Origin of the sequence: Microvirga aerilata (genome assembly GCF_016743775.1) — a bacterium.
GTDB classification, from domain to species: Bacteria; Pseudomonadota; Alphaproteobacteria; order Rhizobiales; family Beijerinckiaceae; genus Microvirga; species Microvirga aerilata.
Genome location: NZ_JAEQMY010000031.1, coordinates 1 through 25,520, shown reverse-complemented (window position 1 = coordinate 25,520; position 25,520 = coordinate 1). Strand labels below are relative to the sequence as shown.

The window sequence follows — 25,520 nt, the reverse complement described above, 5'->3', positions numbered from 1 at the left end:
ACCAATGCCAAGCTTCGACGTTGGACCAACAAAGGTTTGTACCTCGGGACCGCTGTCGGCGGTCTGATAGGGAGATCGTCTTCATGAAGAATGGCAAAAGCAAGCACGTCCTTGTTGCAGGTGGAGCCGGTTTCCTCGGATCTCACCTGTGCGATGCTCTTCTGAGTGAAGGCGCTCACGTCATCGCTCTCGACAACTTTCAAACAGGACGAAAACAGAACCTCCGCCACCTCGAGCGCGAGCCGCGGTTCGATCTGATCGACAGCGACATCATCAAGCCGCTGCCCGCGCGCCTGCGTTCCAAGCGTTTGCAGATCGACGAGGTTTTCAATCTCGCCTGCGCGGCTTCTCCTCCCCATTACCAGGCGGATCCGGAGCACACGATGCTGACCAGCGTGGTCGGCACGCACAACCTGCTCACCTTCGCCGAGGCAACGGGCGCGCGCTTTTTTCTCGCGTCCACGAGCGAGATCTATGGCGACCCCGAGGTTCACCCGCAGCCCGAGAGCTACTGGGGCAATGTGAACCCGACAGGCCCCCGGGCATGCTATGACGAGGGCAAGCGCGCCGCAGAGACGCTGACCTTCGACTTCGACCGCTCCGGGCGGGCAGACGTTCGGGTGGCCCGCATCTTCAATACCTATGGACCGCGCATGCGCGCCGACGACGGACGAGTGGTGTCGAATGTCATCTGTCAGGCCCTCGCCGGTGAAGACATCACGGTTTATGGTGACGGAAGCCAAACCCGCTCGTTCTGCTATGTGTCGGACCTCATCGACGGCTTCATGCGCCTGATGGCCTACAAAGGAGCGTTCCCCGGAGCCGTCAATCTCGGCAACCCGGTCGAGCTCACCGTTGGCGATCTGGCAAAGCGCGTCCTGGCCATGACGGGATCTTCTTCCCGCATTGTCACGCGCCCTCTGCCTGTCGATGATCCCCGCCGCCGCCGCCCCGATATCACACGCGCCAAGCAACTCCTTGGCTGGTCGCCGCGTATGCCGCTCGATGCTGGCCTGAAGGCGACGATCTCCTGGTTCTCGGATGAACGGGCCGGTGAAGGCAAGGCGGTCCGCCCTCAACCGATGCTCGAGAGCGTGGTTTCGGCGGGTCAGGTCTGACCTGCTGACCTGCTGAAACAGCCCGTCTTTGCGCGGGCTTCGCAGAAGACGGTGCGCTGGCCCAGCCGGCGCATTTTTCGCTCAGGCCAAGCCCCGATAGTGAAGCCGGAAAGAGGCTGCGTGCGGACTTCCCGGGGCTTTGACAGAGCCCGGATAAACTGATCCCGAGCAATCATCCCGCTGCAAGCAAGCGGGTGCTTCTCCGGCGTCCTGGCATGATGGATCCAACAGGTTTGGTTTGCTCCTGTACGGTGCATGGGAAGCCTGTCAGGTTTCGCGCCATATGCAGGAAAGCATGAAGGCGCTCTTGGACGGAGCGCCTTCTCCGACAAGGTGAGGAGGAAGACCTCAGGTCTTTGCAACGCCGATCGTATCGGCCATCTGTGCGCCACGCGCGCCCATGGGCTGATGGGTGCCTTCCGTGGTGTCCTTGGCCGTCTGGTGCTCCGTCTCGGCATTGATCTCCGCGCCCAGCAGGATGACAACGGTCGAAAGCCAGATCCAGGTCATGAAGCCGATGACGGCACCAAGCGAGCCATAGGTCTCGTTGTAGCTTCCGAAGTTCGCCACGTACCAGGAGAAGAGCATCGAGCCGGCAACCCACAGGATGGCGGCGAAGATGCCTCCGGGCGTAACCCAGCGCCATTCGGCTTTGTCCCGGCTCGGGCCGAAGCGGTAGATCAGCGACAGGCCCGCAACCACGCCGGCAAGAAGGATCGGCCAACGCGCTAGGGCCAGGAGCCACTCCGTTCCTTGTCCCAGGCCGATGAAGTCGAGCACGATCGGGAGAACGATGATGCCGGCGATGGCGAGCAGGATAAAGAAGATGGCGCCCAGGGTGAAGGAAAGCGACATCAGATTGAGCTTGAAGAAGCTTCTCTTCTCCTCCTCGTCATAGACGATGTTCAACGCATCGAAGACGGCCTTCATGCCGGCATTGGCGCTCCAGAGCGAAAGGACCAGGCCGAAGATGAAGCCGAAGCTCAAGGCGCCGCCGCCTTGCGAGGCGATGCGGGAGACCTGCTCCCTCACGATGTCGAGCGCTCCGCTGGGCATGACGCCCGACATGGCGTTGAGGTGATCCTGAATCGTGGCCGGGTCGGCAAAGAGGCCGTAGATGGAGACCAGGGCGGCAATCGCAGGAAATACGGCCAGCAGAGCATAATAGGTGACGCCAGCCGCCACCGACATGATCCGGTCCTTGCCGAATTCCTCATAGGTGCGCCAGAGGACGTCCTTCCAGCCCTGCGCTGGTATTTCTGTGGGAGTAGTGGCTTCTCTGCCGCGCCCTTGCTCGGCGGCGGCATGCGGTGGAGCATGCTGTTTCTCTGAAAATCCCGTATCGGCTTGCCGGGGTTGCCGGCCCTGACCTGTCGCCTGCGGAGGGCGCCGGCCTGCAGCCGGGACGGGCGCGCGCTCTCCTCCCGCAACGAGCCTGACGAGCGCCCATCCGAGGACCACTGCCCACATAGTCGTGACTGTCGATGATGATCGGTTCGTCTCAGATTGCCGGACAGCCGGATTGTTCGCCATGTTTGAACAGAGCCTCATTTACCGAATGCCAGCCGTAACGGCTTGGCTCAACCGTAAACCTCCCGAAGAACTCAGCGGTTCCATGCACTTACCCTGTCCCGGAAAGGAGCTGCCTGAAAGATGCGGCTTGGGATCCGGTCCCAGGGGCGCTCCGCGGCAGCCAGCGAAAAGCCTCAAGGGCCCTCGCGCATTGTCCCGGAGGGCTAGGCCTTCGGCCGTGCCGCGCTAGTTCCAGCAAGCTTCCCCTAAACTTTTCATTGAGTCAGGACCCCGATGATGACGGCCGCAACGCGCTGGATACCAAGCCTTATCGTGGCCGTTCTGGCGGTTCTTGCCATCTGGGCCGAGTTTCCTCGCATTGCCCATGAGGGCGGCTTATGGGATTTCGGGTCCTTCGTGGCATCGGCCCGCGCTGCGAAAGAGGGCCTGAACCCTTACGGGATCTATGAGCTGACGCTCCATGTGGAGCTGCCAGGGTTCGAGTCGTGGAACCCGAACCTCAATCCTCCGATCTCAGCGCTGCTCTTCCGGGTTTTCGACGTGGCCGACCCGCATATGGCCTACAGGATCTGGCGCTGGATCTCGATCGCCTTCTATGCCGCCACGGTTTTTCTCCTGGCCCGCCGCTTCGGAGGGGTGCAGGCCATGATCTTCGCCCTGTGGGCTTTCGCGCTCGCAGGCTTCTGGGACACGCTGTTCCTGGGGCAGATCTATCTGCCGCTGGTTTTCGCAGGCGTTGCGGCTTGGCTGCTGCTCGAGCGAGGCCAAGGTCTCGCGGCAGGCATCCTCATCGGGATCATCGTGGCGATGAAGCCGAATTTCCTGGTCTGGCCTGCGCTCCTGTTCCTGTCCGGCTATTACCGGCCGGTGGTTGCTGCCGGTTTGACGGCAGGGATCATCAGTGCAATCCCGCTCCTGGTTTACGGACCTGAAATCTACCGGCAATGGTTCGAGCTCGTGGCGTCCGATAGGGAGAGAGCCTTCTTTCTCACGAACGGATCCTTTGCGGGTCTTTCGGCTCGGGCAGGGGTGCCGTTGCTGGGGCTGATCCTCAGCCTCGCCCTGCTGGCAGGGCTGGCCTTATGGGCCTTCCGGCTGCGGCCGAACGTTCTAGCCGCCAGTGCACTGGCGCTCGTCGCCGCTCTTCTGGCTTCGCCCCTGGGCTGGATCCACTACACCCTGTTCCTGCTGCCGGTATTCCTGGTGCATTGGCATCGGCCCGTGATGCGCATCGTAGCGCTCCTCCTGATCATTCCCGTCCCGTTCGTTATCGATCAGTTCACGAAAGCAACCTGGATCCAGCTGACCATCGGGTCGGTCTATGGATGGGCCCTAGTGCTTTGCCTTGCCATGCTCATGATGGATGAATGGCAGCGCATGAAGGAGGGTGGCCTCAGCAGGCAGACCCGAGCGGCGCTTCCTGAAAAGTCTTATTCCGGCAGCGCTTCCTGAGAGGGCTTTGGGTCAGCCGCCGCTTGACGACGTCAGGTCCTGATTGTCCTCCGGATCAGATCCGGAGGACCGGCTGACAGTCTCGGAGGGCTCGCGCGGGATGTAGATTTTCCAATCTGTCGTTTCCTGAGCGAGCTCGTAACGCTCGGAGAGATAGTCGGCATAGATCCGGCGAAGCCCTTCGGCGGTCGAGGCCTCGATAGGCCATTTGGGCTCCATGACGATCCGGACATCGCGCAGGAGCGCTTCCGGCGGCAGATAGTGGTACTCGTTGACCGTGCGCCCCCAGTGATGCCAGGTGCTGTCTCCTTGCGGTGGCGCGAGGCCGAGACCGGCCGAGAACGGGCCTACGAAGTCGAGCACATGCACGCGATCGACGTTCTGCTCAAGGCCCGCGAGGGCTCGCGCGCCATCGTCGAGACTGGCAAGATATCGGGAGAAGACAGGATAATCCCCTTCCGTCCACAGCTGCACGAGCCTGATCCGCTCAAACTTCGGCAGCGGCACCGCCTGCCCCTGCTGCGTGCTGGCAAGGCCTGCATGAAGCCCCAGGGCCGCAGCATGGTGAATGCTGCTCGGCAGGATGAACGCCAGGAGGAGAAGCTGCGTGCCGGCAGCCCATGACCGGCGGCGCTTGTCGGCCGCCTCGAAGCTGCCTGAGCGAGCCAGCATCTCCGCGGCTACGGCCGCTCCCGCCGGAAGGGTGATGATCCCCCAGTTCTGGAAGTTTTGCGTGATGAGCATGAAGCCGGAGCCTGCGCAAAATCCAAAGAACAGGAAGTCGCGGATGCTCCGGGTGCGCCAGAGGGCGAAGGCCGTGAAAAGACCGAACAGCGTGTAGTCGGCAAGGTTTCTGAAGACGACCGAGGCAAGCTCGTCGATGGTCTTCAGGCTGCCGCTCACCTCGCTCGCCAGAACCAGGTCGGCGATATGGGCTGCCGTCCCGCCCCAGAGGGCTTCGACTACAAGGCCCGCCGTGACGACAAGGCCGATGGCAGCCACGGCCCAGACACGCTGGCGTGAATCGAGCAGCAGCAAGCCGAGAAAGGCCAGCGACACGACTCCATAGCTGACCTTGATGTACAGCATGATGAGAACGAGGAGCGCGGCGCACAAGGCGTCGAGGGTCCTCTGATAAGGGCGAGCGTGCGCAGGCTGCAGATACAGGATCACCAGAATGCCCAGAGCCGACCAGCCGATCCGGTTGTAGAACATGGCGAATGAGAGGGCGCCGATGCCTTCGCCGAGATTGATAGGAACTGCTGCGATCAGAATCAGAAAGGCCGCAAGCGGAAGGGCGATGGCAGGCCGCAGGCGCGAGCTGAGGATGTGGGCGGCAGCCGGCGCCAGGGCGAGAACCAGAAGCGCCATCCCGACCGGCATGGCCGCGCCGAGATGGCCGGACATCCAGTAGCCTAACGCTGGAGCGTAATAGACAAGTGGGCCGAGCGCCGTATGAAAGTCAACGTTGGGAACTTGGCCCAAAGAGACGCGGTGAACGCCGTCGATGAAAATGAACAAGTCGTTCATATACTTGGTCGTGACTGTCTGACCTGGCAGCGCGAGCAGCAGGGCGCAGATCGCCGCCATGGCAACCACAAGCATCGCGACGGATGCCGGGCGCTTCGTCAAAACAGTCATCGTGAAATTCCGTCCCCAGCCCCAACACGGGATAGTTGCTCTGGTTCCATCGAAGGTTCGGAGCGGCTCAACGCTTTAGGCTCCCGGCGGCGATGGACGATCCATAGATCCGTCTCACGCACCGGCTCGAAGGCCTCCCGGATGTAGCTTCCATAGAGGCTGCTGAGGGGAAGGTTGTTGATCCCCCATTTGGGCTCCATCAGAACATCCACGTCACCGAGCAACTGCTCCGGGGGAAGGAAGTGGGCGTCGTTCACATTGCGCCCCCAATGAAGCCAAGCATTGTCGCCACGGGGCGGCGGCAGGCCCAAGCCTGCCGAAAAAGGATTGGCGAAATCAAGCACAGAAACGCGCTCAGGCTTGAATGGCAGCTCGCTCAACAGGCGCGCGCCTTCCTGGATGCTGGAAAGATAGCCGGTCATGAAGCTGCGGTCGCCCGGCACCCAAAGGGTTGTCAGCCTGAGTCCGTCGAACCGGGGCAGCCCGAAGGGCTGCCCCGCGCGCATGGTGGCAGCGGTCGTGTGCACGCAGAGGGCCATGAAGCAATGGATGCTTGTCGGCAGGAGAAAGGCCAGCAGCACAAGGGGCGCTCCGGAGCGCGTCAGGAAACGCGCCTCGGGCTGGGGCTGCTTGCTGGTGCGCATGAGGATCTCCGCCGCCACGGCAGCGCCGGCGAAGATGGTGATGATCCCCCAAGGTTGGGAGTTCTGATTTTGGATCATGAGCCCGGGGCCTGCACAGATTCCGAAGAACAGGAAGTCACGCAGGCTGCGGGTCCGCCAAACAGCCGGAACGGCGAGAATGGCCAGGATCACGTAATCGGCCAGATGCCTGAGGAAGCCGAGCGCCAGATCGACCATTCCGCGGGAGCCGCTTACCTTTCCAGTAAGGATGAGATCGTCGAGATGGGCTCTCGTTCCCTGCCAGAAAAGTTCGATGACCAGCGCACAGGCAAGGGTCAGGCCTAGTGCCATCAGAGCCCAGCGGCGCTGGTGCTTGTCGAACAGCATGAAGGCCAGAAAGGCCAGAGCAACCAAGCCATAGGTAGCCTTGATGTAGACCATCGCCAGCGTAAGCCCTGCCGCGCAGAGGGCGTCCAGGAGGTTCTGACCGGCGCTGATCCGTTCAGGGCGCAGATACATGACGAGCAGCGTGGCCAGAGCCGCCCAGCCGATCCGATTATAGAACATGGCAAAGGACAGCGACGCGATGCCCTCCCCAAGATTTGTCGGCACGGCCACGATGAGGAGCACGAAGATCCCAAACGGGATGGCTACCGCCGGCCGTAACCGGGAGCTGAAGATATGCGCCATCGGCAAAGCGAGCGCGACGGTGGTCGCGGCCATTCCGGTTGGCATCGCTCCGCCCAGGGTGCCGGATATCCAGTAGCCGAGGGCCGGAACGTAGAAGGACAGGGGACCCAGGGCCGTGTGGAAGTCACGGCTCGGCACCTGGCCGGACACGATGCGATAGGCGCCATCCAGGAAAATGAAGAGATCGTTGAGGTAGGCCGTCGTGACGGTCTCGCCCGGAAGCCAGAGCAGCAACGCGAACAGGGCTGCCGACGCCAGGATGACGCCGGCGCTGGACAGAGACCTCTCCCCCTCGCCGATCATGAGCGGCCTGCCTCAGGAAGGGTCGCTTGAGGCGGGGAGAGCTGGCGGCGGCGGTAGAGCTTCCAATGATCCGTTTCACGGGCAACATCGAAGTTGGCCGCGATATACGACCCATACAGAGTTTGGAGGGACTGGCTTGCACTCTGCGTGGAGCTGCTGTCGCCTGCCGGCTTCGGCTCCATCACGATCTGCACGTCGGCGAACAGCGCCTCTGCCGGCACATGAGCCGTGCCGTTCAGGGTGCGATCCCATTGGAGCCATGGGGTGTCGCCCTTGGGAGGCGAGGAATCGAGAGCCATGGAGAAGGGATTTGCAAGATCGAGCACAAAGATGCCGTCAGGCTTCGGGTCGAGCCCGGACAGGGCCTCGACGCCATCACGCAATGTGGCGAGATATGGAATGGCAGCGTCGTAGTCATTCCAGGTCCAAAGGTTTGCCAGTCTCACCTGCTCCAAGCGGGGAAGGCCGACCGGTTCGCCGGCTTTAGCGGTCGCCGCAACGGTATGAAGCCCCAAAGCGGCTGCACAATGAACGATGGTTGGCAGAACCACAGCCAGGAACAGAAGCTTCGCGCCCGCCGCCGTGGACCAGCGATGTTCATCGGCATCGGGCGCTTGGCGCTCCTGAGCGCGAAGAATGGTCTCTGCGGCAACGGCCGCTGCGGCGTGAAGGCTTATGATGCCCCAGGCCTGAAAGTTCTGATTGATGATCAGGAAGCCCGCCACCGCACAATAGCCGTAGAACAGGGCATCGCGGATGCTGCGGGTGTTGCGCAATGCGAGGCCTGCGAACAGCCCCAGCAGAACGTAATCGGTGAGGTTGAAGAGGATGTGATCCGTAATCTGCCCCCAAGTGCCGCGCAGGACGCCGCCTACGTCCACGGCGAGCCGCAGATCGGCAAGATGGGCGAAGGAGGATCGCCAGAAGGCTTCGATGACGAGCGCTGCGACGACGGTGATGCCCACCGCCCCGGCAGACCAGCGGCGCTGTCGGCGATCGGTTAGCATGAACAGGAGGAAGCCCACGGCGACGATGCCGTAGGTGAGCTTCATATAGAGCATCAGCAGCGTCAGAAAGGCTGCGCAGAGAGCATCCAAGGTCTCCTGGCGTGGATGGTTGCGCTCGGGCGCCAGGTACATCACCAGAAGCGTGCCGAGGGCCGCCCAGCCGATCCGATTGTAATACTTGGCAAAGGACAGGGCGGTAATCCCCTCTCCGAGGTTGATGGGCACGGCCACGATGAGAAGCAGGAAGATCCCGAACGGGATCGCGATCACTGGACGCAGCCGCGATGCCAGAACATAGGCCATCGGCAATGCGAGCCCGCATGTGACGATGGCCATGGCCACAGGCATTGCGCGGCCCAAGGCTCCGGAGAGCCAGTAACCGAGAGCCGGGAGATAATAGGCCAAAGGACCAAGGGGCGTGTGAAAATCACGATTTGGAATCTGGCCGGCCGCAATCCGGTAGGTGCCGTCGAGGATGACGAACAGGTCGCTCAGGTACTTGGTGGCGACGGTCTGGCCCGGCAGGGCGAGCAGCAGGGCAAAGAGAGCCGCTGCTCCAAGCAGGATCGGTCCCACTGGCGCCGCGCGTTCCGTCCAGGTCCTCATCGTCCTCATCCTTCGTGCGTCAGGTCAGAGGCGCAGGTTCTTGAAGATACGCTCGGGGATGCTCCCGATCACCATCATGACAGGCCGCCAGATCCGGCGGACATAGATCACGTCGCTGCCGCCCTTTTCGGCTGCCGTGAAGATCGCGCGGCCGACCTCGTCGGCCTCCGCCGTCAAGAGAGGGGGCAGTTTCATGCCTGCGGTCATCTGGGTGCGCACGAAGCCGGGCTTGACCGTCAGAACCCGCAGACCCTTGGGCGCAAGGCGGTTGCGCAGGCCTGACAGGAAGGCCGTGAAGCCTGCCTTGGCGGCGCCGTAGAGATAGTTGGAGCCTCGTCCGCGGTCGCCCGCGACGGAGCTCACCCCGACGATGGTGCCCGATCCACGGGCGAGAAAGCGCTCGGCCAGGAAGCCGAGAAAAAGAGCCGGCCCCTCGAAGTTCGTACGCACCAGAAGGGTCGCGTGGTTGATATCGCTCTGCCCGCGTGCCTGATCGCCCAGCTCGCCCACAACGCACACGACCGTGTCCGGCAGTTGAGGCAAGCCGTCCACGAAGCCTTCGAAGTTGCCGGCTTCCAGAATGTCGAGCCGGTGCGTGGTGACCTCGGCTCCGGTGCGCGCGGCGATGTCGTCGGCATTGCGGCGGGCCTCCTCCTCGTTGCGGGCTGCCAGCAGCACGCGCCATCCCGCCTGAGCGTAATGAAGCGCAGTGGCGCGCCCGATGTCGGAGGTGCCGCCAACGAGGAGAAGGGTTTTTGAAGATGTCATCAGATTCCAAGCCGTGCTGACAGACGAGACGATATCCTGCCGGTTGCCCTGATGGCCCGCCGCAGGTCACGGAAGCGGGTCAGTCCGGGATAGCCGGCCTCGAAGGTTGCAGGCGATTGCCGTGCATCCTTGGCTAGATAGAGCCGGCCTCCCGCTTCGACCACCGATCGGTCGAGTTCGTCCAGCAGGGAAAAGACATCGTCGGTCACGGGCAGATCGAGGGTGAGGGTGAAGCCTTCGAGGGGAAACGAGATGTCGCCCCGACTGGAGCCCAGTTGCTTCAGGACCGCCAGGAAGGAGGCGGTGCCGCGCTGGGATACCCGCTCAAGAATATGGCCCAGCACGGATTTGGCCCGATCCGTGGGGATGACGCACTGGTATTGGAGAAAGCCGCGCCGTCCGTAGATCCGGTTCCAGTTCCCGATGCCGTCGAGGGGGAAGAAGTAAGGATTCCAGTGCACCAGGAAAGGATAGCCCGCCTTTATGGCGCCGGAGCGGAAATACAGCTCGTTGAAGGCCGAGACCGACAAGCGGTTCAGGGTGAAGGAGGGGAGGTCGAGCGGCACCGAAAGCCGCCCGAGCTTGGAGGACGGGAAGGGTTCGGCGCTCGGGCTGAGCGCCTCCACGTCCCTGAGGGTCGCGTGCTCGGCGGCAAAGATGAGGGAGCGGCCGAGGGAGGCGCCTCGGGCGAGGCAATCGATCCAAGCGACCGAGTAGGTTGCGTCGCTCGTGTCCTTCAGGGCCCGGATGGCGCTGTCGAGATTGGGGGCGACGGTCGTCTTTTGCCGCATCCAGCCGGTCTCGATGCGGCGAAGCCGGAAGGTTGCCTCGAGGATCGTGCCGGTGAGGCCCATTCCGCCGATGGTTGCCCACATGAGTTCGGGGTTCTGGTCCCGCGAGCACAGGACCGTGCTGCCGTCCGGGAGCGCAAGGGTCAGGCTCTCGAGATGGTCGCCGAAGCCGCCGTCCCGGTGATGGTTCTTGCCGTGCACGTCGGACGCGATCATGCCGCCGATGGTGACGAACTTCGTGCCCGGAACGACCGGTGGGAAAAAGCCTCTTGGAACAACGAGATCCAGGAGATCGGACAGGAGCACCCCGGCCTCTACGCTGATGCGGCCTGTGGCTTGATCGAAGGAGCGGATGCGGTCGAGGCCACGGGCCAGGAGGGTGATCCGTTCCCCGATGGCCGCATCGCCGTAGGCGCGCCCGTTCCCGCGGGCCACGAGCCCCGTCTCATGGGCGATCAGAGGCAGAAGGGCCTTGGGGGATGCGGGGCTGAGCACCTCTGACGGATGGCGGGGGTAGCGTCCCCAACCGGTGAGTTCCGTCATGCTTGCCGCTCCTTGAACACGAAGGTCCGGTCCAGGACGAACTTGGCGGCATAGCCGATGGCAAGTCCGAGCACCGCACCGGTATATTTCGCCAGATCCGTCTGCCAGATCATCCAGAACGTTACTTCGAAACCCCAGAAAATGAGGGTCGTCAAGACGCTGAACGCGCCATAGAGGGTGATCTTCTGCAGTTCCTGCCGATGACCCCCATACTCATCCTCGAACACCCACTTCTTGTCGAGCACGTATTTAAGGACGAAGCCCGCCACGGTGCCCATGAAAATCGACAGGGTCAGAGGGGCCACAGGGGTTGTACGGATCACGACTTCCTGGGTGATGAGATTGGCAAGCGTCGCCACGACGGCGAACAGGACGTAGCGGACGAACATCATCGGCCGGTCCCTTCAAGAGCAACGCGGTGCGGGCCCCGGGCCATGCCTGGACCATGAATGTCTTGTGTGGGGCTCATGGTCTTAGACGGCGGCGACGATCAGGATGGCGGCGGCAGCCACGGTCATGAGGCTGACCCGGTCCTTGAGGGCAAAGACGACAGGATCGTCGTCCATGAGCCGTCGCCCGGCCAGCATCAGGGCCCGTGCGATCCAGAACATCAGGAGAGGTCCCACAAGCCAAAGGATCTGCGGATGAGAGTAGAGCTGGTTCACCGTATCGCTGGAGATATAAAGCGCGAAGATCGTCACGGCATTGAAGCCGGCTGCCGCAGCCAGGGCCGCGACGATGTCCAGGTCACTGTTCTTGTAATCCCGGCTGGTCGGGTCGGGAAGGTTGGCGTCGCGACGGGCGGCCAACTCCACGTAGCGCTTGATCAAGGCAAGCGACATGAAGATCATCATGCAGAATGCGATGAGCCATTCCGAGACAATGATGGATGTCGCTACGGCACCGCCGATGACCCGGACCGAGTAGAGACCGGCCAGGGTGATCACATCGACGACCATCATGCGCTTCAAGGCGAAGGAATAGGCTGTGGTGAGGGCGAAATAGCCAAGCAGCACGCCCAGGAACGGCAGCGATACGGCGGCTCCGACGGCCAATGCGCCTAGGAAGAGGATCGGTATGGCAATCACGCCGTGCATGAGGGGAATCGCGCCGCTCGGCAGGGGACGCTTGCATTTGCTGCGGTGGCCCCGGTCATCCTGCAGATCCACGAGATCGTTCAGGATGTAGATGCTTGACGCGCACAAGGAGAAAGCCACGAAGGCCAGAAGGGCCTGAGCGAATGCTTCTACCGTGAACAGGTGGGCTGCCAGGATCGGCAGGAAGATAAGAGCGTTCTTCGCATATTGATGCACGCGCATCATCTTCGCCCAGGTTCGCCATGTTGGGCGAACATGGGACAGGTGCTCGGCCTCTGGGCATTGGCGCGCAAGCTTTTTGCGCACCCCGGCGGGGGTGCGGATGGCGATGGACTTGGCAGCCTTCTCCCAGACGGGAAGATCGGCGGCGTCATTGCCCACATAATCGAAGCCACGCTCGCCGAAGGCTTCGACAAGCTGCTGGGCCTTCCGGGCGCCAGCCAGGTTCGTGGTCTCGTTCGAGGCGAACCAGCCGGTGAACTCCCCGATGTGATTGGCAACGCTTTCCACCAATCGCTGGTGGCTGGCGGAGGCCAGGTACACAGGACGTCCCTCGGCCCTGGCCTGCCGGATCAGGGCCAGAACCTCGGGATCATAGGGAAGGGTGCTCGGGTCGAAGTCGACCGGCTCGGACAAGCGATGCTTGAGAGCGGCCTTGCCCTTCGACAGTGCTGTGAGCATCTCGAACAAGGAGTGGGGACGCCGCCCCAGCTCCGAAAAAGCTGTTTCGATCAGCAGATCCGAGGCGATAAGGGTGCCGTCGAGATCGACCACGAGGGGACGAAGCTTGTCGGTGCTGGGGGTTTCGATCTCAAGGGTTGTCCAATGGGTCTCGTCGTCCTCATAGGGACGTTCAACTGACTCGCCATAGCGCGGGCCTAGGGCGGTCCGGTGCAAGCGCTGTGGTTTAAGTTCGAACTGCGCCAAGAGCCCATGCTCCCCTTATGAAAGAATTAACCAATTTTACGATCGAAGCATGCGTTGATGAGCCCACTGGAGCATGCCCTTCGTGCTGGAGCGCCCGGTCTCAACACATCAACGCATCTCGACTATGCCGTTCTCTCGCCCCAGTCTCATTGGGACTGAAGGCGCCTATCTGGCAGCTTTTCTTTTGAGCCCAGTGCCCCCGGTAGCAGAGCAATGCTCTGTGCCGCGCACGGACACACTGCGCAACTTGACTGCAAACTAACAAACGCGGCCGTGAAAAGTTTCATCTCCCCGCCTCTTTATTCGGAGAGGGCTGAGCCGTTTGTACAGGTAGCCGGTCCCGTTGTGCATGGCCGTTATTTTCGAGCGCGGCTTTAACCCGGATGCAAGAATCCCTGGATCAGTGTCTCCCCAACCGACGAGGAGGTTGCGAGATGGATGATTGGTCAGGGCGCAAGTGGGAGCCTGTCACCGAGGAGCGCCTGCTCCGAGCGATCGATGTGCTCGTCGAGATCGCGAAGGAACATGGATCCGCCTTCGATCCGATGCTCGAGACTGTTCGGCAGGAATTGCACGATTTCCGCACCCGGCATCGGCCGGAAACCGGCGCCGAGAGCCAGAGCACGGAAATGCCCCTGCAGAAGGCCGGGTGATTGGAGGGTGGCGAGGAGCAAGGCTTGCCACCTCATAGAAGCTCGGCAAGGAACGCTTCCGATCGGTCTGCCATAGGCAGACTGTTCCCTGCCACAAGTTCATGGCTGAGCTAGGTCGGGGTCAGCTGCGTTTCGTAGACCAGCCGCTCCGGCCCCTCGCGGCTTCCCCGGATGTGATACTGGAAGCCGCTCACATTTGCCGGAAGCAGACGGGTGATCTCCCAGATGTCCTGAGGCTGAGTGGCGTCGATTGTTGTCACCATGTTGAGGAAAGCCTCAACGGTGTTGGTGCTTGCCCGTTTGACCAGGCGGACCCGGTCTCCAAGCTGGAACTTATGCGACGTCATGGCTCGTTTGCCCACTCACAAAGCTAACTGAGCAGTAGGAACTAACATAGGTTAGTTTCGTTCCACGCCCTATGATGATCAGCAACTCACAAGACGCTCCTGTCGTCCTGCTTGTGGAGGACGAGCCGCTCGTGCGGATGTCCGCGGCCGACGATCTGGAGGAGGCCGGCTTCCATGTCTTGGAAGCTGCCAACGCCGATATTGCCCTTTCCGTCCTGGAAGCCTGCTCCGGAGACGTTCAGGTGCTTTTTACGGATATCGACATGCCCGGCTCCATGGATGGCCTTGCCTTGGCCGAGAGCGTCCAGCAGCGATGGCCCCATATTTCGCTCTTGATTTCCTCAGGCTATCACAAGCCTCATCCCGGTCAGCTTCCCGAGGACGGCCGCTTTCTGCCAAAGCCCTATTGCAGCAATGCCGTTGTTCAGCACATTCGCGAGCTCGTGATCCACGACTGATCCCTGAACAAGCATTCATATAAGGTTGGTTCTTGTTGCGGATCCGCCTCAAAGGCCTGCGTTGTTGATGGTGATGCTCATCGTAAAGGTTTCCGTTTCGCCCGGTTGAACGAGGACGATGCCCGGCTTGCCTGCAAGCTCGCCTTCGAAGCCCTCCGGATCGGCATGGCCTTGCCAGGGCTCGATGCAGATGAACCCGGCTCCGGGCTTCGTCCAAATGCCCAGATGAGGCATGTCTGGAAACTCAACATGGATCGAGCCGCTGCCAAGCGCTCCATAAGAGACGGAACGGCTCCTGAGCTGATCGAACACGATGGCATCCGCCACAAAGAGGCTGTCGCGCAACGCTAGTCTGCCGTCCTGGACAGGGGTCGGATCCGCTTGACGGCTCAGGAGGCCGTCAACCGGCCGGCGGATCGGCGCGGGTTCGTCATGTTCGAAGCAAATCTCATGAGCCTCGCGGGGAGCGCCGTAGGGCAGGGGCCAGCGGAACGCCGGGTGGAACCCGAATGAGACAGGCATCGCGGAGTTGCCTGTATTGGTGGCCGAGGCTGCAATCGTCAGAGTGGCTTCCTCGATCGCATAGGCGACATCGAGCCGAAATGGAAAGGGGTACTGTGCGAGCGTTTTCTCGTCCGAACCGAGGCGAAAGAGGCATCGGGACGAGTCGGTTTCCGCAGCTTCAAAGCGGGATATGCGGGCAAAGCCATGCTTCGGCAGTTCATATTCCACTCCGTCCACCCGAATCCGATCGTTCCGCACACGGCCGACAACGGGAAAGAGCAGGGGAGATCGTCCGGCCCAGAAGGCAGGATCGCCATTCCACAAAAGATCGCGACCCTGCTCATCCTGAAGACGGACAAGCTCGGCCCCATCTGCGGATACCTGCGCCTGCAGGCGCGGGCTCGAAAGCGTAACGATCATTCACATGGCTCCTTCGGACGGCGCCCCTTGGCCCGGAGCAACCCTGGCATGAGGCCGACGACCATCAGATGGAAGCCTGAGCGCTCGAGACAAGGCACCCGAGAACTTTGGCAGCCCGAGGCGGTCTGCCGTCAGGAGGCAGCCTCAAACGACAAAGAAGTCGTGATAGGTCATCTTGAGATGCTTGGAGAGGGTGGCAAACAGAACCTGCTTGGACCCTCCGGCTCCGTCGGCGTCGTAGGAGAGCGTCCCCTTGTTTCCATCATAAACGATGCGGTCCTCGGCATCTTGAGCCCTGCTGCCCGAGACGAACATATCCACGCCGAGTTTTTTGGGTCTCGTCAGGGTGCCAGATCCTGCGTTTTTGAAAACCGCATTATCCAGATAGATGCTGTCATCGCTCACCCTGAAATCGGCAATCCGGTCGACATTAGTGTTCTTGTTCAGTTTCGTATCGAAGATGAACGCATCCTTGCCTGATCCGCCGAACAAGGTGTCGCGTCCCAAGCCGCCCAAAAGCTTATCCTTGCCGCTTCCGCCCTTGAGGAGGTCGGCTCCCTGACCGCCCGCAAGGGTGTCCGGACCGGAGCCGCCATAGAACCTGTCGCTGGCGCTCGTACCCTTGGTCCTCTCGGAGTGCTGATCCGCGACAGTGACGACAAAGGTTCGTACCGTGCTTAAAGCCATCTGATCAGTGGCTCTGATCGTGACGTTGTGGCGTAGGCCCTGCTCATGATCGAGATGCGATCCGTCAGCTACAACGAGCGTGTTGCCCTGCAGCTCAAAAAGTCCTCCGCCATCGTCGATCAGCTCAAACCTGTGAGTGTCGGCCGCATCCGGGTCGATTGCGCTGAGCGACCCCACGATTGTGCCTCTCGCGCTGTTCTCCTGAACGAGACTGTTGCTGAGGAGGATGTTGGTCGGCGAGGAGATGAGCAGGCTGTTCAGATCAAAGGTTCCATCCGCCCATTGCAGCCATTCGATGTTGCGCAAATTATCGCGTCCTTCCCCGTTGGGTCGGGTATCCGCGATGGCGGTCGATCCATCGGCATGCCTCTCCAGGACATAATCTTGACGGTTGCCTCCAAAGATAGCCTTGTCGCTTCCGATGCCGCCGTCGATGATGTCATTGCCATGACCACCGGTCAGCGTATCAGACCCTATGCCTCCATTGAGAGTGTCATTCCCGTCATGGCCCAGGATGGTGTCCTGCCCTTCTGCGCCAAGAAGGCTGTCATGGCCGCGCCAGCCCCAAACGGTGTCATCCTGGGCCGTGTGCTGCTGGTAGTACGCAACAACCGAGCTCAGGGTATTGAGGGCGTCTATCCTCGGCACCGTCGAAACACCATCAGTCACACTGATGCCCGCTGCGCGCATCATATCGAGAAGCGTCATCACGGGGATCTTTCGGCCGCCTGTAATTTCCTGCGACAGGTCCTGAGCCAGAGCCACCAGGCCACTTACCATGGGAGCTGCCATGCTTGTGCCGCTCATCATGCCATAGCCGCCGCCGATCGTGGAGGACATGATGAAAGAGCCGGGCGCTGCGAGATCGGACATCGTTGTGGAGCGCTGGCTGAACCACGAGAATTCATCGGCCGCATCAAGGGTCGAGGCAATCGACCAAGCATAGGGAGACGCTGAGAAGTAGCTCACGCCGGGCGCATTGTTGTAGTCGTTGCCTCCTGCAATGACGCTGGCGATCCCTGCTTTTGCGAGGGTTTCGATCTCGCCGGACAGTTCCGTTGGGAGTTCGTTATCGTGGGAGGTGCCGCTTATGCCGTAGGACATGTTCACGGCGACGATGTTGTACTGCAAATGGTTCTCGACGACCCATGTCCAAGCTTCCATCATGTCCGATACGGGGGCACTGCCGTCAGTCGCGCTCCCGATTTTCAGGACGATAAGATTGACCCCTGGTGCCACGCCTAGATGCTGACTGTCCTGGGATCCGACGATTCCTGTCACATGGGTTCCATGACCATTGCCGTCACTGGCGTCCGCATCACCCGCCTCATAGAAATCGTGCTGGAACAGGATGCGGTCGGAAATGCCATTGCCATCAGTATCTGGGCCATAAGCCGGGTGATCGAGGTCGGCACCCGAGTCGATGACAACCACCGTCATCCCTGCTCCGTTGATGCCATCGAAGAGGGGATTGCTTCGGACTTCACCCAAGCGGATCAGACTGGCGGATTTCGCCAGGGCCTGGGTGCCGCTGACGAGCGCTTCGGCTGCGGATTCAGGGCCAGCCGAGGTGTCGGCTGGCAAAACGTATTCTGTCTCTGGACGAACCGACCAGGCTGGAACCGTACTCCATGAGGTGCCGGCATTCGCCGCGCCGGAGGCAGCAATCGAGATCGGTGCCTGTTCCTCATAAGCCATGGCATGTCTCTCCGACCAATCTGCTTCAGCAAGTGTGCATGTCTTGAGTCGGGTATTTAGTGGGTAGCTGAGCGGCAGCTGTCAACGACACCTAGAAGATTGAAAATATACTTACCTTGAGAATAAGTTTATAGAGGCGGCGTCTGTGTCGTATGATGAAGCTTTATTATACGGTTTTGTCACAAGCTGAAGTTGGCATCTTCCAATACAAGGGGTGCGGCAAAGCTTGCGTATCTGCTCTACAATGGGCGAAGGCGAGCTGGACCTTTACAGGGAGTAGGCGATAGTCCGGCGAAAGTGCCGGAATTGCACAGGGCCAGGTGACTAAGCGGGCAGTGAGCAGCGGCTCACCGCGTCCGTACAAAGAAGGCCGAAATCAGTTACGGCGATGTCAAAGGAAGATAGTCTTTAACTTACACATAAGCCGATCAGGCTGCGTCAATCCGTTACGTCGAGAACAGGACGAAGCCCGATTCCAGGCATCAGGCCTGCTGACTTCCATGGGTCTATCGGAGTCAGGGGTTCTGATAATGCAGGAGATGAGAGGTCATTCTCTCAGGACGAGGTCTGATGAGCATGGCATTCCATTGCGTTAGAACATCAGGCACCTGTGAGGCGGCCATAGGCCTCGCGTAGAGGTAGCCCTGCGCATGATTGCACCCCAGTTCGCGAAGGCGGCGCGCTTGGCCATGCGTCTCCACTCCTTCCGCCGTAACCTGAAATTGCAGGCTTCGGCCCAGACTGATGACGGCGGCAATAATGGCTTCGTCATCAGAATTCTGCTCGAGATCTCTCACGAAACTGCGGTCGATCTTGATATGGTCGACAGGAAATTGCTTCAGATGCGTCATCGACGCATAGCCGGTTCCGAAGTCGTCCAGAGCGATCTGGACACCGTGCTGCCGGAATTCGGCAAGGGCACAAGAAACGTTATCCGAGTTTCTTCCGAGTAGGACAGTCTCGGTTACTTCCACCTCGAAGCAGCTCGCCGGAACCTTGATCCAGTCAAACGTTCTCAACATGTTGTCGACGAGACCAGGCTGACTGAACTCAGCTGGCGACAGGTTGAGTGCGATGCGGCCGAATGGAATTCCAAGGTCGAGCCATTGGCGTACATCCCTGGCGACCCTTCCTGTCAGCATCTTGCCGATGGACGCAGCAATATCATGATCTTCGAATACGGCGCCGAAGACAGAAGGCGTCAAGACTCCTCTGCCAGGATGATGCCAACGCGCAAGTGCCTCCAGGCCCACGATCTCTCCCGTCGCGAGGTTTACCTTCGGCTGATAGAACGGGACAATCTCGTTGTTGGCGAGCGCTTCACGTAGGTCCCGACCAAGGGATACACGCTGTTCAAGAACCCGTCGCATCTCCGGCGAATAGGTCGTGACTCGGTTTCGTCCTTGGGATTTGGCCTGGTACATTGCGATATCAGCGTCCTTGACCAATTCGGCCGGTGTGCCATCGTGATCGGGAAATGCCGCAACCCCGATACTTACGCGACTGACGAGGGTCCTCTTCTGGTAGGTGAAGGGTTGGCGCAGCACTTCCGCGATGAGCGACCCAAGGCGAGTCGCATTCTCTAGCTTCAGAGGTTCGACAACGAGAACCGCAAACTCGTCACCTCCGATCCGCGCGACGGTGTCGTAGCTGCGGACGATGGTGGAAAGTCGGCGCGCCGTTTCCTGCAGGAGCGCATCGCCCGCATCGTGCCCCAAGGTATCATTGATGTCCTTGAAATCATCGAGATCGATCAACAGCAGGCTGACGCTCGTGCCCTTCTGACCGGCTTGCGTGAGAGCAGCCTCAAGACGCTGCTGGAACAGATTGCGATTGGGAAGTCGGGTGAGAGCATCATGATTGGCAGAACGCCAGATCTCCTCCTCAGCCTCTTTCTGCTCACTGATATCAAATGTAACCCCTACAATCCTGTTCGCTTCCGCCTTTTCAGCGCGGGTGCGGAGCCACCGTATTTCGCCTCCCGGCCCGACATAGCGACACTCGACAGAATCTGTACCGGTCTTTTGTATGCGCCTCAGGAAGCGTTCCATCTTCTGGTGATCATCAGGATGAACTCCCAGCATGAAATCCTTGCCGGGGCCGGCCTCGATCCCAAGCAGAGCAAGTGAGTTCGTCGAGCGGGTGGTGACGCCTGTTTCCTGGTTGAAATCCTATGCAATCATGTGAGCAGCCTGCAAGGCAAGCTGAAGGCGCTCCTCGCTCTCGCTTAGTGCCTGCTCAGACTGCTTGCGTTCATCGATGTCGATCGCAATGCCGAACCATTGCTCGATCTTGCCCTGTTCGCTTTTGAGCGGCTGCCCCCGGACGATGAACCATCGATATGTATTGTCCGATGCACGGCGGATTGGGATCTCCATCTCGAAGGATGTGCTCCGCGCAAGATGACTACGCCATACGCCTAAGATGTGCTCTCGATGGTTCGGATGAACGACCGATATCCAACTTACGTCCCGCTCGTCGCGACGCAGGCCGGTATAGTCATGCCAAACATCATTACAATATGTGAACTCTCCCTCAAGATCGCTGAACCAAACGACCTGCGGAGATGTAAACGCAGCAGGCATGACATCAACGAGGGCCCGGAGACGTTTCTCGCTCTTTCGCAAGTTCTGCTCGGTTTGACGAAGCTCGGTTATATCGCGAGAGACGCACAGGAAGCCCTGAGGGAAACCGTCACGCCCAATGATGCACGTGACAACAATGTCCCACCATTTCTGTCTGCCCTTGGCCGTTGTATGAAAACCGTGAATGCGGCCTGTCTTGCCCGCCTCGGCAGTGGAAGCTGCGTCATCGATATCGCGACTTGAAATACCATTCCAAATCTCGGTCCAATGAAGCCCTTGAACGGCAGTGAAGTTTTCGACCTCCATTGTGCGCATGCCGCCATCGCTCATGAAGCGAAGATGCCCTGTTCGGTCGAAAACCGCGATGCAATCATCAGAGCTGGCAAGTAGACGTCGTGTGAAATCTTCGCCCTCTGCGGCCGCCTTGATTGCGAGCTTTAGCTCGAGCTGGCTCATTATGGATTGGGCGAGCGTTGCGAGCGCGTCTGCCTGCTTCGCAGTCAGTCCCTCCGGGCGAGCTTTATGATCAAGAACGCACAAGGTGCCCAGGGGCAGGGCGTCTTTCGTAGTAAGAGGGACGCCAGCGTAGAAAGATAAGGGCGGCTCGGTCTTGAATAGAGGATTGCTGCTGAAAAGCGGGTCCTTGCTTATGTCAGGAACAACGAACAGTTCCGATTGCAGAATGGCGTGGGCGCAGATCGACAGCTCACGTGGCGTCTCGGCGATATCGACCCCGATCCTCGATTTGAACCATTGTCTGTGCTCATCGAGAAACGTAATCAGCGCGATGGGAGCATTGCAGATATAGGACGCAACCTTCGCAATGTTATCGAACTCAACCTCAGGATCGCTGTCCAGAACGTCATATCTTTGGAGCGCGGCAAGGCGGTCTACCTCCTTCCACTCTGGTGGGCTGCTGAGACCAAGATACTCTGCCATATGAAAATTGCCCGTTCGGGAGCACCTGAGCTGTATTGGAAATGCCGGAATCCAACCGACTCAACGGAATAGCATCATGCCTCGAGTTGAACTCGATCCGTTGCTCAAGCGACATCCGGGCTTAGACCGGTAAAATGGCGTGCGTCATGCTAAGCCCTCCATAGAAGGCCTGCCATAGTGCAGGGGCGGCGCATTTCCCGCAACGATAGGAAATACGATCAGACCTCATCAGCTACTGACTGCCTTGACCCGGGTCAAGGATCCGCAGCTGTCGACACCAATTTACGGTTAACTGGACTTGCATCACCCTGTGTGTGCCGAACGCTGCCGCAGAGCGTCTGTCTTGTGTGTCTAGCGCTCGTAAATGCGCTGGTTCGCGTTGCCTGCGAACGAGTTCCATCACAGGCGTCCCAAACGCCGTCTTAGGCGTTGTCCGCACCCGGCTTTAGGTACTTATACGTAAGCTGTTCTTCGCAAAACCCTGAGTAATAGCCTTGCAAAATGCGGTGCAACCGTCAGGCTGTTACGGAAAACAGTGCGCCTTGAAGTAAAATCGTCAGATATTCCAATCTCTTGGCCACGGCCGCTTTCATATCGACCTTGGGGGTTCCCACAAAATAGCCTCGGTAATTTCTGGTTAAGGTGGGTTAACGACCATTAACCATGTGCAGGAGCTCGGTCCCTTAATTTACGTATTGTCCGTCGCCAATGAAGATCATAAATTTCATGACGTTCGCACATAAAGGTTGCAGTAAGTAACCAATGAGCGCGGCCAAGAAAAAAACCGTAAATCGCACTTAATTATTAAGGCGGGGCAAAACAATGTATATCGTCGTCGATGACCGGCAGATGGTTACGTCTGGATATGTTGCAAGTTTCAAGCGTGAAGGCATATCATCCCTCGGCTTATACGCAGATGAATTCAACGATTGGCTGGAGACAGCGTCGGACTCCGACCTTGAAGCAGTGCAGGGCTTCGTGCTCGGCACCTTCGATGAGCGCGTCCATTCTGCCGAGAGCATCCGTCGCTACTCCAAGGCTCCAATCATCGCGCTGAGCGACGTCAGATCCCTTGAGGAGACGCTGGAACTCTTCACGGCAAAATTCGACGACGTCCGTAAGCCGGTCCATGTCCGGGAGATTCTTGCGCGCTCGGAGGCGGTCTGGCGGCGGGTGAATGCAAGTTCGGGCAAGAAGGTTCAGAACGAGAGCGATCGGCTGAAGGTTTTCTTCGACGGACGAGATCCGGAGATCGACGGACTTCCTCTCGCTCTCCCGCGTCGTGAGCGGCACATTCTCGAGTATCTTGTCCGAAAGAAAGCCCATCGTCTGACGAAGAAGCAGATCTTCGACGCCGTGTACGGGATCTACAGCGAGGATGTCGAGGACAGCGTCGTCGAGGGTCACATCAGCAAGCTGCGGAAGAAGCTACGTCAGCGCCTTTGATCCACCCCCATTGAACTGGTCCACCCTGAAGTATGTCTTGAGGCCTACAGGAGGACCGAAATGCCCAAGAAGCGTCACAAGCCGGAAGAGATTGTTGCCAAGTTACGTCAGGTCGATGTGATGGTCTCACAAGGCCAATCGGTGGCCGATGCGGTTCGCGCCATTGGCGTGACGGAAGTGACCTATTACCGCTGGCGATCCGAGTTCGGCGGGCTCAAATCAGAACAGGTCAAGCGCTTGAAAGATCTGGAGGCGGAGAATGCCCGGCTCCGCCGCGCGGTGGCCGATCTGACCTTGGACAAGCAGATCCTGAAGGAGGCCGCTTCGGGAAACTTCTAAGCCCCGCCCGTCGCCGCGCCTGCATCGCGCACGTGCGATCCACCCTGAAGCTGTCCGAGCGCCGGGTCTGCCGTGTGCTCGGACAGCATCGCTCGACGCAAAGGCGTGTTCCGCGGGGGCGAGACGATGAGGAGAGGCTCACGGCCGATATCATCGATCTTGCCCGCCAGTATGGCCGCTACGGCTACCGGAAGATCGCAGAGCTTCTGCGTTCAACCGCCGGCTGGGTTGTCAACGACAAGCGGGTCGAGCGGATCTGGCGACGGGAGGGGCTGAAGGTGCCGCAAAAGCAACCCAAGAAAGGTCGCCTCTGGCTTGGTGACGGATCTTGCATCCGGCTGCGAGCCGAGAGGCCCAACCATGTCTGGAGCTACGACTTCGTGGAGGATCGCACCCATGACGGGCGAAAGTACCGGATGCTGAATGTGGTCGATGAGTTCACGCATGAGTGCCTGGCCATCCGGGTGAACCGGAAGCTGAAAGCGGTTGATGTGATTGATGCGCTCTCGGATCTGTTCATCCTGCGCGGTGTGCCCGGCCACATTCGTTCCGATAACGGTGCCGAGTTCGTCGCCAAAGCGGTCCAGGAATGGATCACCGCTGTCGGGGCGAGGACGGCTTACATCGCTCCAGGCAGCCCCTGGGAGAACGGGTTCATCGAGAGCTTCAATGCGCGGCTTCGGGATGAACTGCTCGATGGGGAGATCTTCTACTCCCTCAAGGAGGCAAAGATCGTGATCGAAAGCTGGCGGCGCCACTACAACACCGTGAGGCCTCACGGCTCCCTCGGCTACAGGCCTCCGGCCCCGGAGGTGTTCGTGCCTGCCATGTCCGTGCGAGCTGCCCCGCAACCCCGGCCAGTCCCGCCGCCCGCACTGGCGGAAAGGCCGTCACTCCACTAACATTCCAACCGGACCTCTTCATGGGGGCGGGTCATTACGTGCTCAGGCATGACAATGAAGGCGCCCCTCAGGCAGCCTATGCCCGTCTCCCGGGAGAGAGCGGGTCCCTCCTGGTCCTGACCTGTTCGCGACAGGTCCTTGAGAGCGACGGGCCGTCGGTTCCTTTCGTCACCATAGCCGTATCTCAGAAGCAGTTCTTAGGGCGGAGCGACCCACGCGGCAGAAGCACCGTGTACTGGGTCGACGATGACAGCCCGGAGGTGGGGCACTGGATCTATCGCGACCGTTACGGCCAAGTTCCAGACCCTGTCCAGGTGAATGCCCTCGTTGAGAAACTTGAGGGGGCGCAACGTCTTGTCGTCGAGCTGTCGAATTATCGTTATGAGACACAAAAGTCGGAATTCCGGCTCAACGTAAGTGATACTAAAACCGTCACCGAAAGGTTCAGGAAGGATTGCCGCGATATCCTCGGCGCCAAGTCGATTCTTCAGACTCCTGGGCAATCCAAGGCCGCACCATGATCAGCACGTCAGCACGCTACCAGATCATCTCGAATAACCTGGCGCGCACGAAGGCGACGATTGAAAAGGATCCCACGACGAAACGTGAGATTGAGTATTATCAAACAAACATCAAAAACATCAAAACAATCGACGAGTTCGTCAAGAACGATCGCATCTTCAAGTTTGCCATGAAGGCGTATGGGCTTGAGGACATGGCCTATGCGAAAGGGCTCTTCAAGAAGATGCTTCAAGGTGGCGTGACCGACCGCCTGAGCATGGCCAACAAGATGTCCAACCCGCTCTATAAGGATTTTGCGAAGGCGTTCGATTTCGTAGGGAAGGGGGCTGCTGCCACGTCAGCGGCGAGCGCCACGACGGAAGCCGTTCAGAAATATATTCAGATCACGTTGGAGAAGAAGGAGGGTGAGCAGAACCAAGGGGTTCAGCTTGCTGTGTATTTCAAGCGCAAGGCTCCTTCCGTAACAACAACCATGGGAATCTTGGCTGACAAGGCGCTTCTGAAATTCGTTCAGACGACCTTTGGAATACCAGCATCGGCTTCGAAAGCCGACCTCGACCTGCAGGTGCGAAATCTGGAGAAGCACTTGAACGTCAAGGATCTCCAGGATCCCAAGAAGGTCGACAAGCTCATTCAGCGGTTTAGCGCCATGTGGGACGCGACCAACGCCAGTGCCGTGGCAACCTCGCCAGTCTTGACGTTGTTCGACCAATTCTCCCCTCAGCAGAATTTCAGCGTAGACCTCATGATGAGCATCACGAAGCTGAGGCTTGGAGGCTTCTGATCAACCCGGATAGAGAGCCGAAGGACATTGACTTGAGCGCGCTGGCCTTCGCGCTCTGCCTTAGCACTACAGTTGCACCTCCTGCGCATGGGTTCATAATCTCCTGATCTGACACAGGAGGCTGCCATGACGGGTGT

Annotated in this window: 21 protein-coding genes; 8 read left to right on the top strand and 13 right to left on the bottom strand. The window is 59.8% G+C overall.

Features of this window, described 5'->3' with window-relative positions:
• The first annotated feature begins 83 nt into the window (after positions 1–83).
• The gene (locus JKG68_RS18545; RefSeq protein ID WP_202062517.1) at positions 84–1,118 is read left to right on the top strand and encodes a UDP-glucuronic acid decarboxylase family protein; all 1,035 of its coding nucleotides are present in this window, start codon (positions 84–86) and stop codon (positions 1,116–1,118) included.
• Between the two features lie 348 nt (positions 1,119–1,466).
• Here the strand turns inward: JKG68_RS18545 and JKG68_RS18540 are convergent, their stop codons facing one another.
• Complete coding sequence (locus JKG68_RS18540) at positions 1,467–2,651, bottom strand: YihY/virulence factor BrkB family protein (RefSeq protein WP_202062515.1); 1,185 nt, start codon at positions 2,649–2,651, stop codon at positions 1,467–1,469.
• A 273-nt stretch (positions 2,652–2,924) separates the two neighbouring features.
• Here JKG68_RS18540 and JKG68_RS18535 point away from each other — a divergent pair, with 273 nt between their 5' ends.
• Positions 2,925–4,103 carry a glycosyltransferase family 87 protein gene (locus JKG68_RS18535; protein WP_202062513.1) on the top strand — a complete coding sequence of 393 codons (1,179 nt, stop codon included), beginning with the start codon at positions 2,925–2,927 and terminating at the stop codon, positions 4,101–4,103.
• A gap of 12 nt (positions 4,104–4,115) precedes the next feature.
• On the opposite strand, the gene JKG68_RS18530 is transcribed toward JKG68_RS18535, so the two are convergent.
• From JKG68_RS18530 to JKG68_RS18500, 7 genes are all read right to left on the bottom strand, one after another.
• Positions 4,116–5,744, bottom strand: a complete 1,629-nt coding sequence (locus JKG68_RS18530) for a hypothetical protein (RefSeq protein WP_202062511.1) — start codon at positions 5,742–5,744, stop codon at positions 4,116–4,118.
• Positions 5,741–7,360 (bottom strand): hypothetical protein, encoded by a 1,620-nt coding sequence (locus JKG68_RS18525; RefSeq protein WP_202062509.1) that lies wholly within the window; start codon positions 7,358–7,360, stop codon positions 5,741–5,743. The genes JKG68_RS18530 and JKG68_RS18525 overlap by 4 nt, the downstream gene beginning before the upstream one ends.
• The gene (locus JKG68_RS18520) at positions 7,357–8,973 is read right to left on the bottom strand and encodes a hypothetical protein (RefSeq protein ID WP_202062507.1); all 1,617 of its coding nucleotides are present in this window, start codon (positions 8,971–8,973) and stop codon (positions 7,357–7,359) included. The genes JKG68_RS18525 and JKG68_RS18520 overlap by 4 nt, the downstream gene beginning before the upstream one ends.
• A 24-nt stretch (positions 8,974–8,997) precedes the next feature.
• Complete coding sequence (locus tag JKG68_RS18515) at positions 8,998–9,741, bottom strand: SDR family oxidoreductase (RefSeq protein WP_202062505.1); 744 nt, start codon at positions 9,739–9,741, stop codon at positions 8,998–9,000.
• A complete protein-coding gene (locus JKG68_RS18510; protein ID WP_202062503.1) occupies positions 9,741–11,075 on the bottom strand; it encodes an FAD-binding oxidoreductase in 1,335 nt (444 codons plus the stop codon). Before JKG68_RS18510 ends, JKG68_RS18515 begins: the two co-directional genes overlap by 1 nt.
• Complete coding sequence (locus JKG68_RS18505; protein ID WP_202062501.1) at positions 11,072–11,467, bottom strand: GtrA family protein; 396 nt, start codon at positions 11,465–11,467, stop codon at positions 11,072–11,074. The genes JKG68_RS18510 and JKG68_RS18505 overlap by 4 nt, the downstream gene beginning before the upstream one ends.
• Before the next feature lie 81 nt (positions 11,468–11,548).
• Complete coding sequence (locus tag JKG68_RS18500) at positions 11,549–13,099, bottom strand: UbiA family prenyltransferase (protein WP_246515584.1); 1,551 nt, start codon at positions 13,097–13,099, stop codon at positions 11,549–11,551.
• A 434-nt stretch (positions 13,100–13,533) separates the two neighbouring features.
• Between JKG68_RS18500 and JKG68_RS18495 the strand changes: the two genes are divergently transcribed.
• A complete protein-coding gene (locus tag JKG68_RS18495; RefSeq protein WP_202062499.1) occupies positions 13,534–13,752 on the top strand; it encodes a hypothetical protein in 219 nt (72 codons plus the stop codon).
• Between the two features lie 110 nt (positions 13,753–13,862).
• Here the strand turns inward: JKG68_RS18495 and JKG68_RS18490 are convergent, their stop codons facing one another.
• Positions 13,863–14,099 (bottom strand): hypothetical protein, encoded by a 237-nt coding sequence (locus JKG68_RS18490; protein WP_202062497.1) that lies wholly within the window; start codon positions 14,097–14,099, stop codon positions 13,863–13,865.
• 74 nt (positions 14,100–14,173) lie between these two features.
• Between JKG68_RS18490 and JKG68_RS18485 the strand changes: the two genes are divergently transcribed.
• Positions 14,174–14,557, top strand: coding sequence for a response regulator (locus JKG68_RS18485; protein WP_376773173.1), 384 nt, complete (start codon positions 14,174–14,176; stop codon positions 14,555–14,557).
• Positions 14,558–14,605: 48 nt separating this feature from the next.
• Here JKG68_RS18485 and JKG68_RS18480 read toward each other — a convergent pair whose 3' ends face one another.
• From JKG68_RS18480 to JKG68_RS18465, 4 genes are all read right to left on the bottom strand, one after another.
• Complete coding sequence (locus JKG68_RS18480; protein ID WP_202062493.1) at positions 14,606–15,481, bottom strand: aldose 1-epimerase family protein; 876 nt, start codon at positions 15,479–15,481, stop codon at positions 14,606–14,608.
• Positions 15,482–15,625: 144 nt separating this feature from the next.
• The gene (locus JKG68_RS18475; protein ID WP_202062491.1) at positions 15,626–17,866 is read right to left on the bottom strand and encodes a S8 family serine peptidase; all 2,241 of its coding nucleotides are present in this window, start codon (positions 17,864–17,866) and stop codon (positions 15,626–15,628) included.
• 515 nt (positions 17,867–18,381) lie between these two features.
• Positions 18,382–19,950, bottom strand: a complete 1,569-nt coding sequence (locus JKG68_RS18470) for a putative bifunctional diguanylate cyclase/phosphodiesterase (protein WP_202062489.1) — start codon at positions 19,948–19,950, stop codon at positions 18,382–18,384.
• Between the two features lie 87 nt (positions 19,951–20,037).
• Positions 20,038–21,390, bottom strand: coding sequence for a PAS domain S-box protein (locus JKG68_RS18465; RefSeq protein ID WP_202062487.1), 1,353 nt, complete (start codon positions 21,388–21,390; stop codon positions 20,038–20,040).
• An 822-nt stretch (positions 21,391–22,212) separates the two neighbouring features.
• On the opposite strand from JKG68_RS18465, the gene JKG68_RS18460 reads away from it, so the two are divergent.
• The 4 genes from JKG68_RS18460 to JKG68_RS18445 all read left to right on the top strand — a co-directional run bounded on the left by JKG68_RS18460 (position 22,213) and on the right by JKG68_RS18445 (position 25,383).
• Positions 22,213–22,836, top strand: a complete 624-nt coding sequence (locus tag JKG68_RS18460; RefSeq protein ID WP_202062485.1) for a response regulator transcription factor — start codon at positions 22,213–22,215, stop codon at positions 22,834–22,836.
• 60 nt (positions 22,837–22,896) lie between these two features.
• Positions 22,897–24,077, top strand: a protein-coding gene (locus tag JKG68_RS18455) for an IS3 family transposase (protein ID WP_376773171.1) whose coding sequence is annotated in 2 segments (ribosomal slippage) — positions 22,897–23,161 and positions 23,161–24,077 — 1,182 coding nt in all. Because the reading frame shifts where the segments join, the coding sequence is not laid out codon by codon here.
• A gap of 230 nt (positions 24,078–24,307) precedes the next feature.
• Entirely contained in the window at positions 24,308–24,598 is a 291-nt protein-coding gene (locus tag JKG68_RS18450; protein WP_202062481.1) for a hypothetical protein, read from the top strand.
• Positions 24,595–25,383 carry a DUF1217 domain-containing protein gene (locus JKG68_RS18445; RefSeq protein WP_202062479.1) on the top strand — a complete coding sequence of 263 codons (789 nt, stop codon included), beginning with the start codon at positions 24,595–24,597 and terminating at the stop codon, positions 25,381–25,383. The genes JKG68_RS18450 and JKG68_RS18445 overlap by 4 nt, the downstream gene beginning before the upstream one ends.
• Positions 25,384–25,520: the final 137 nt, after the last annotated feature.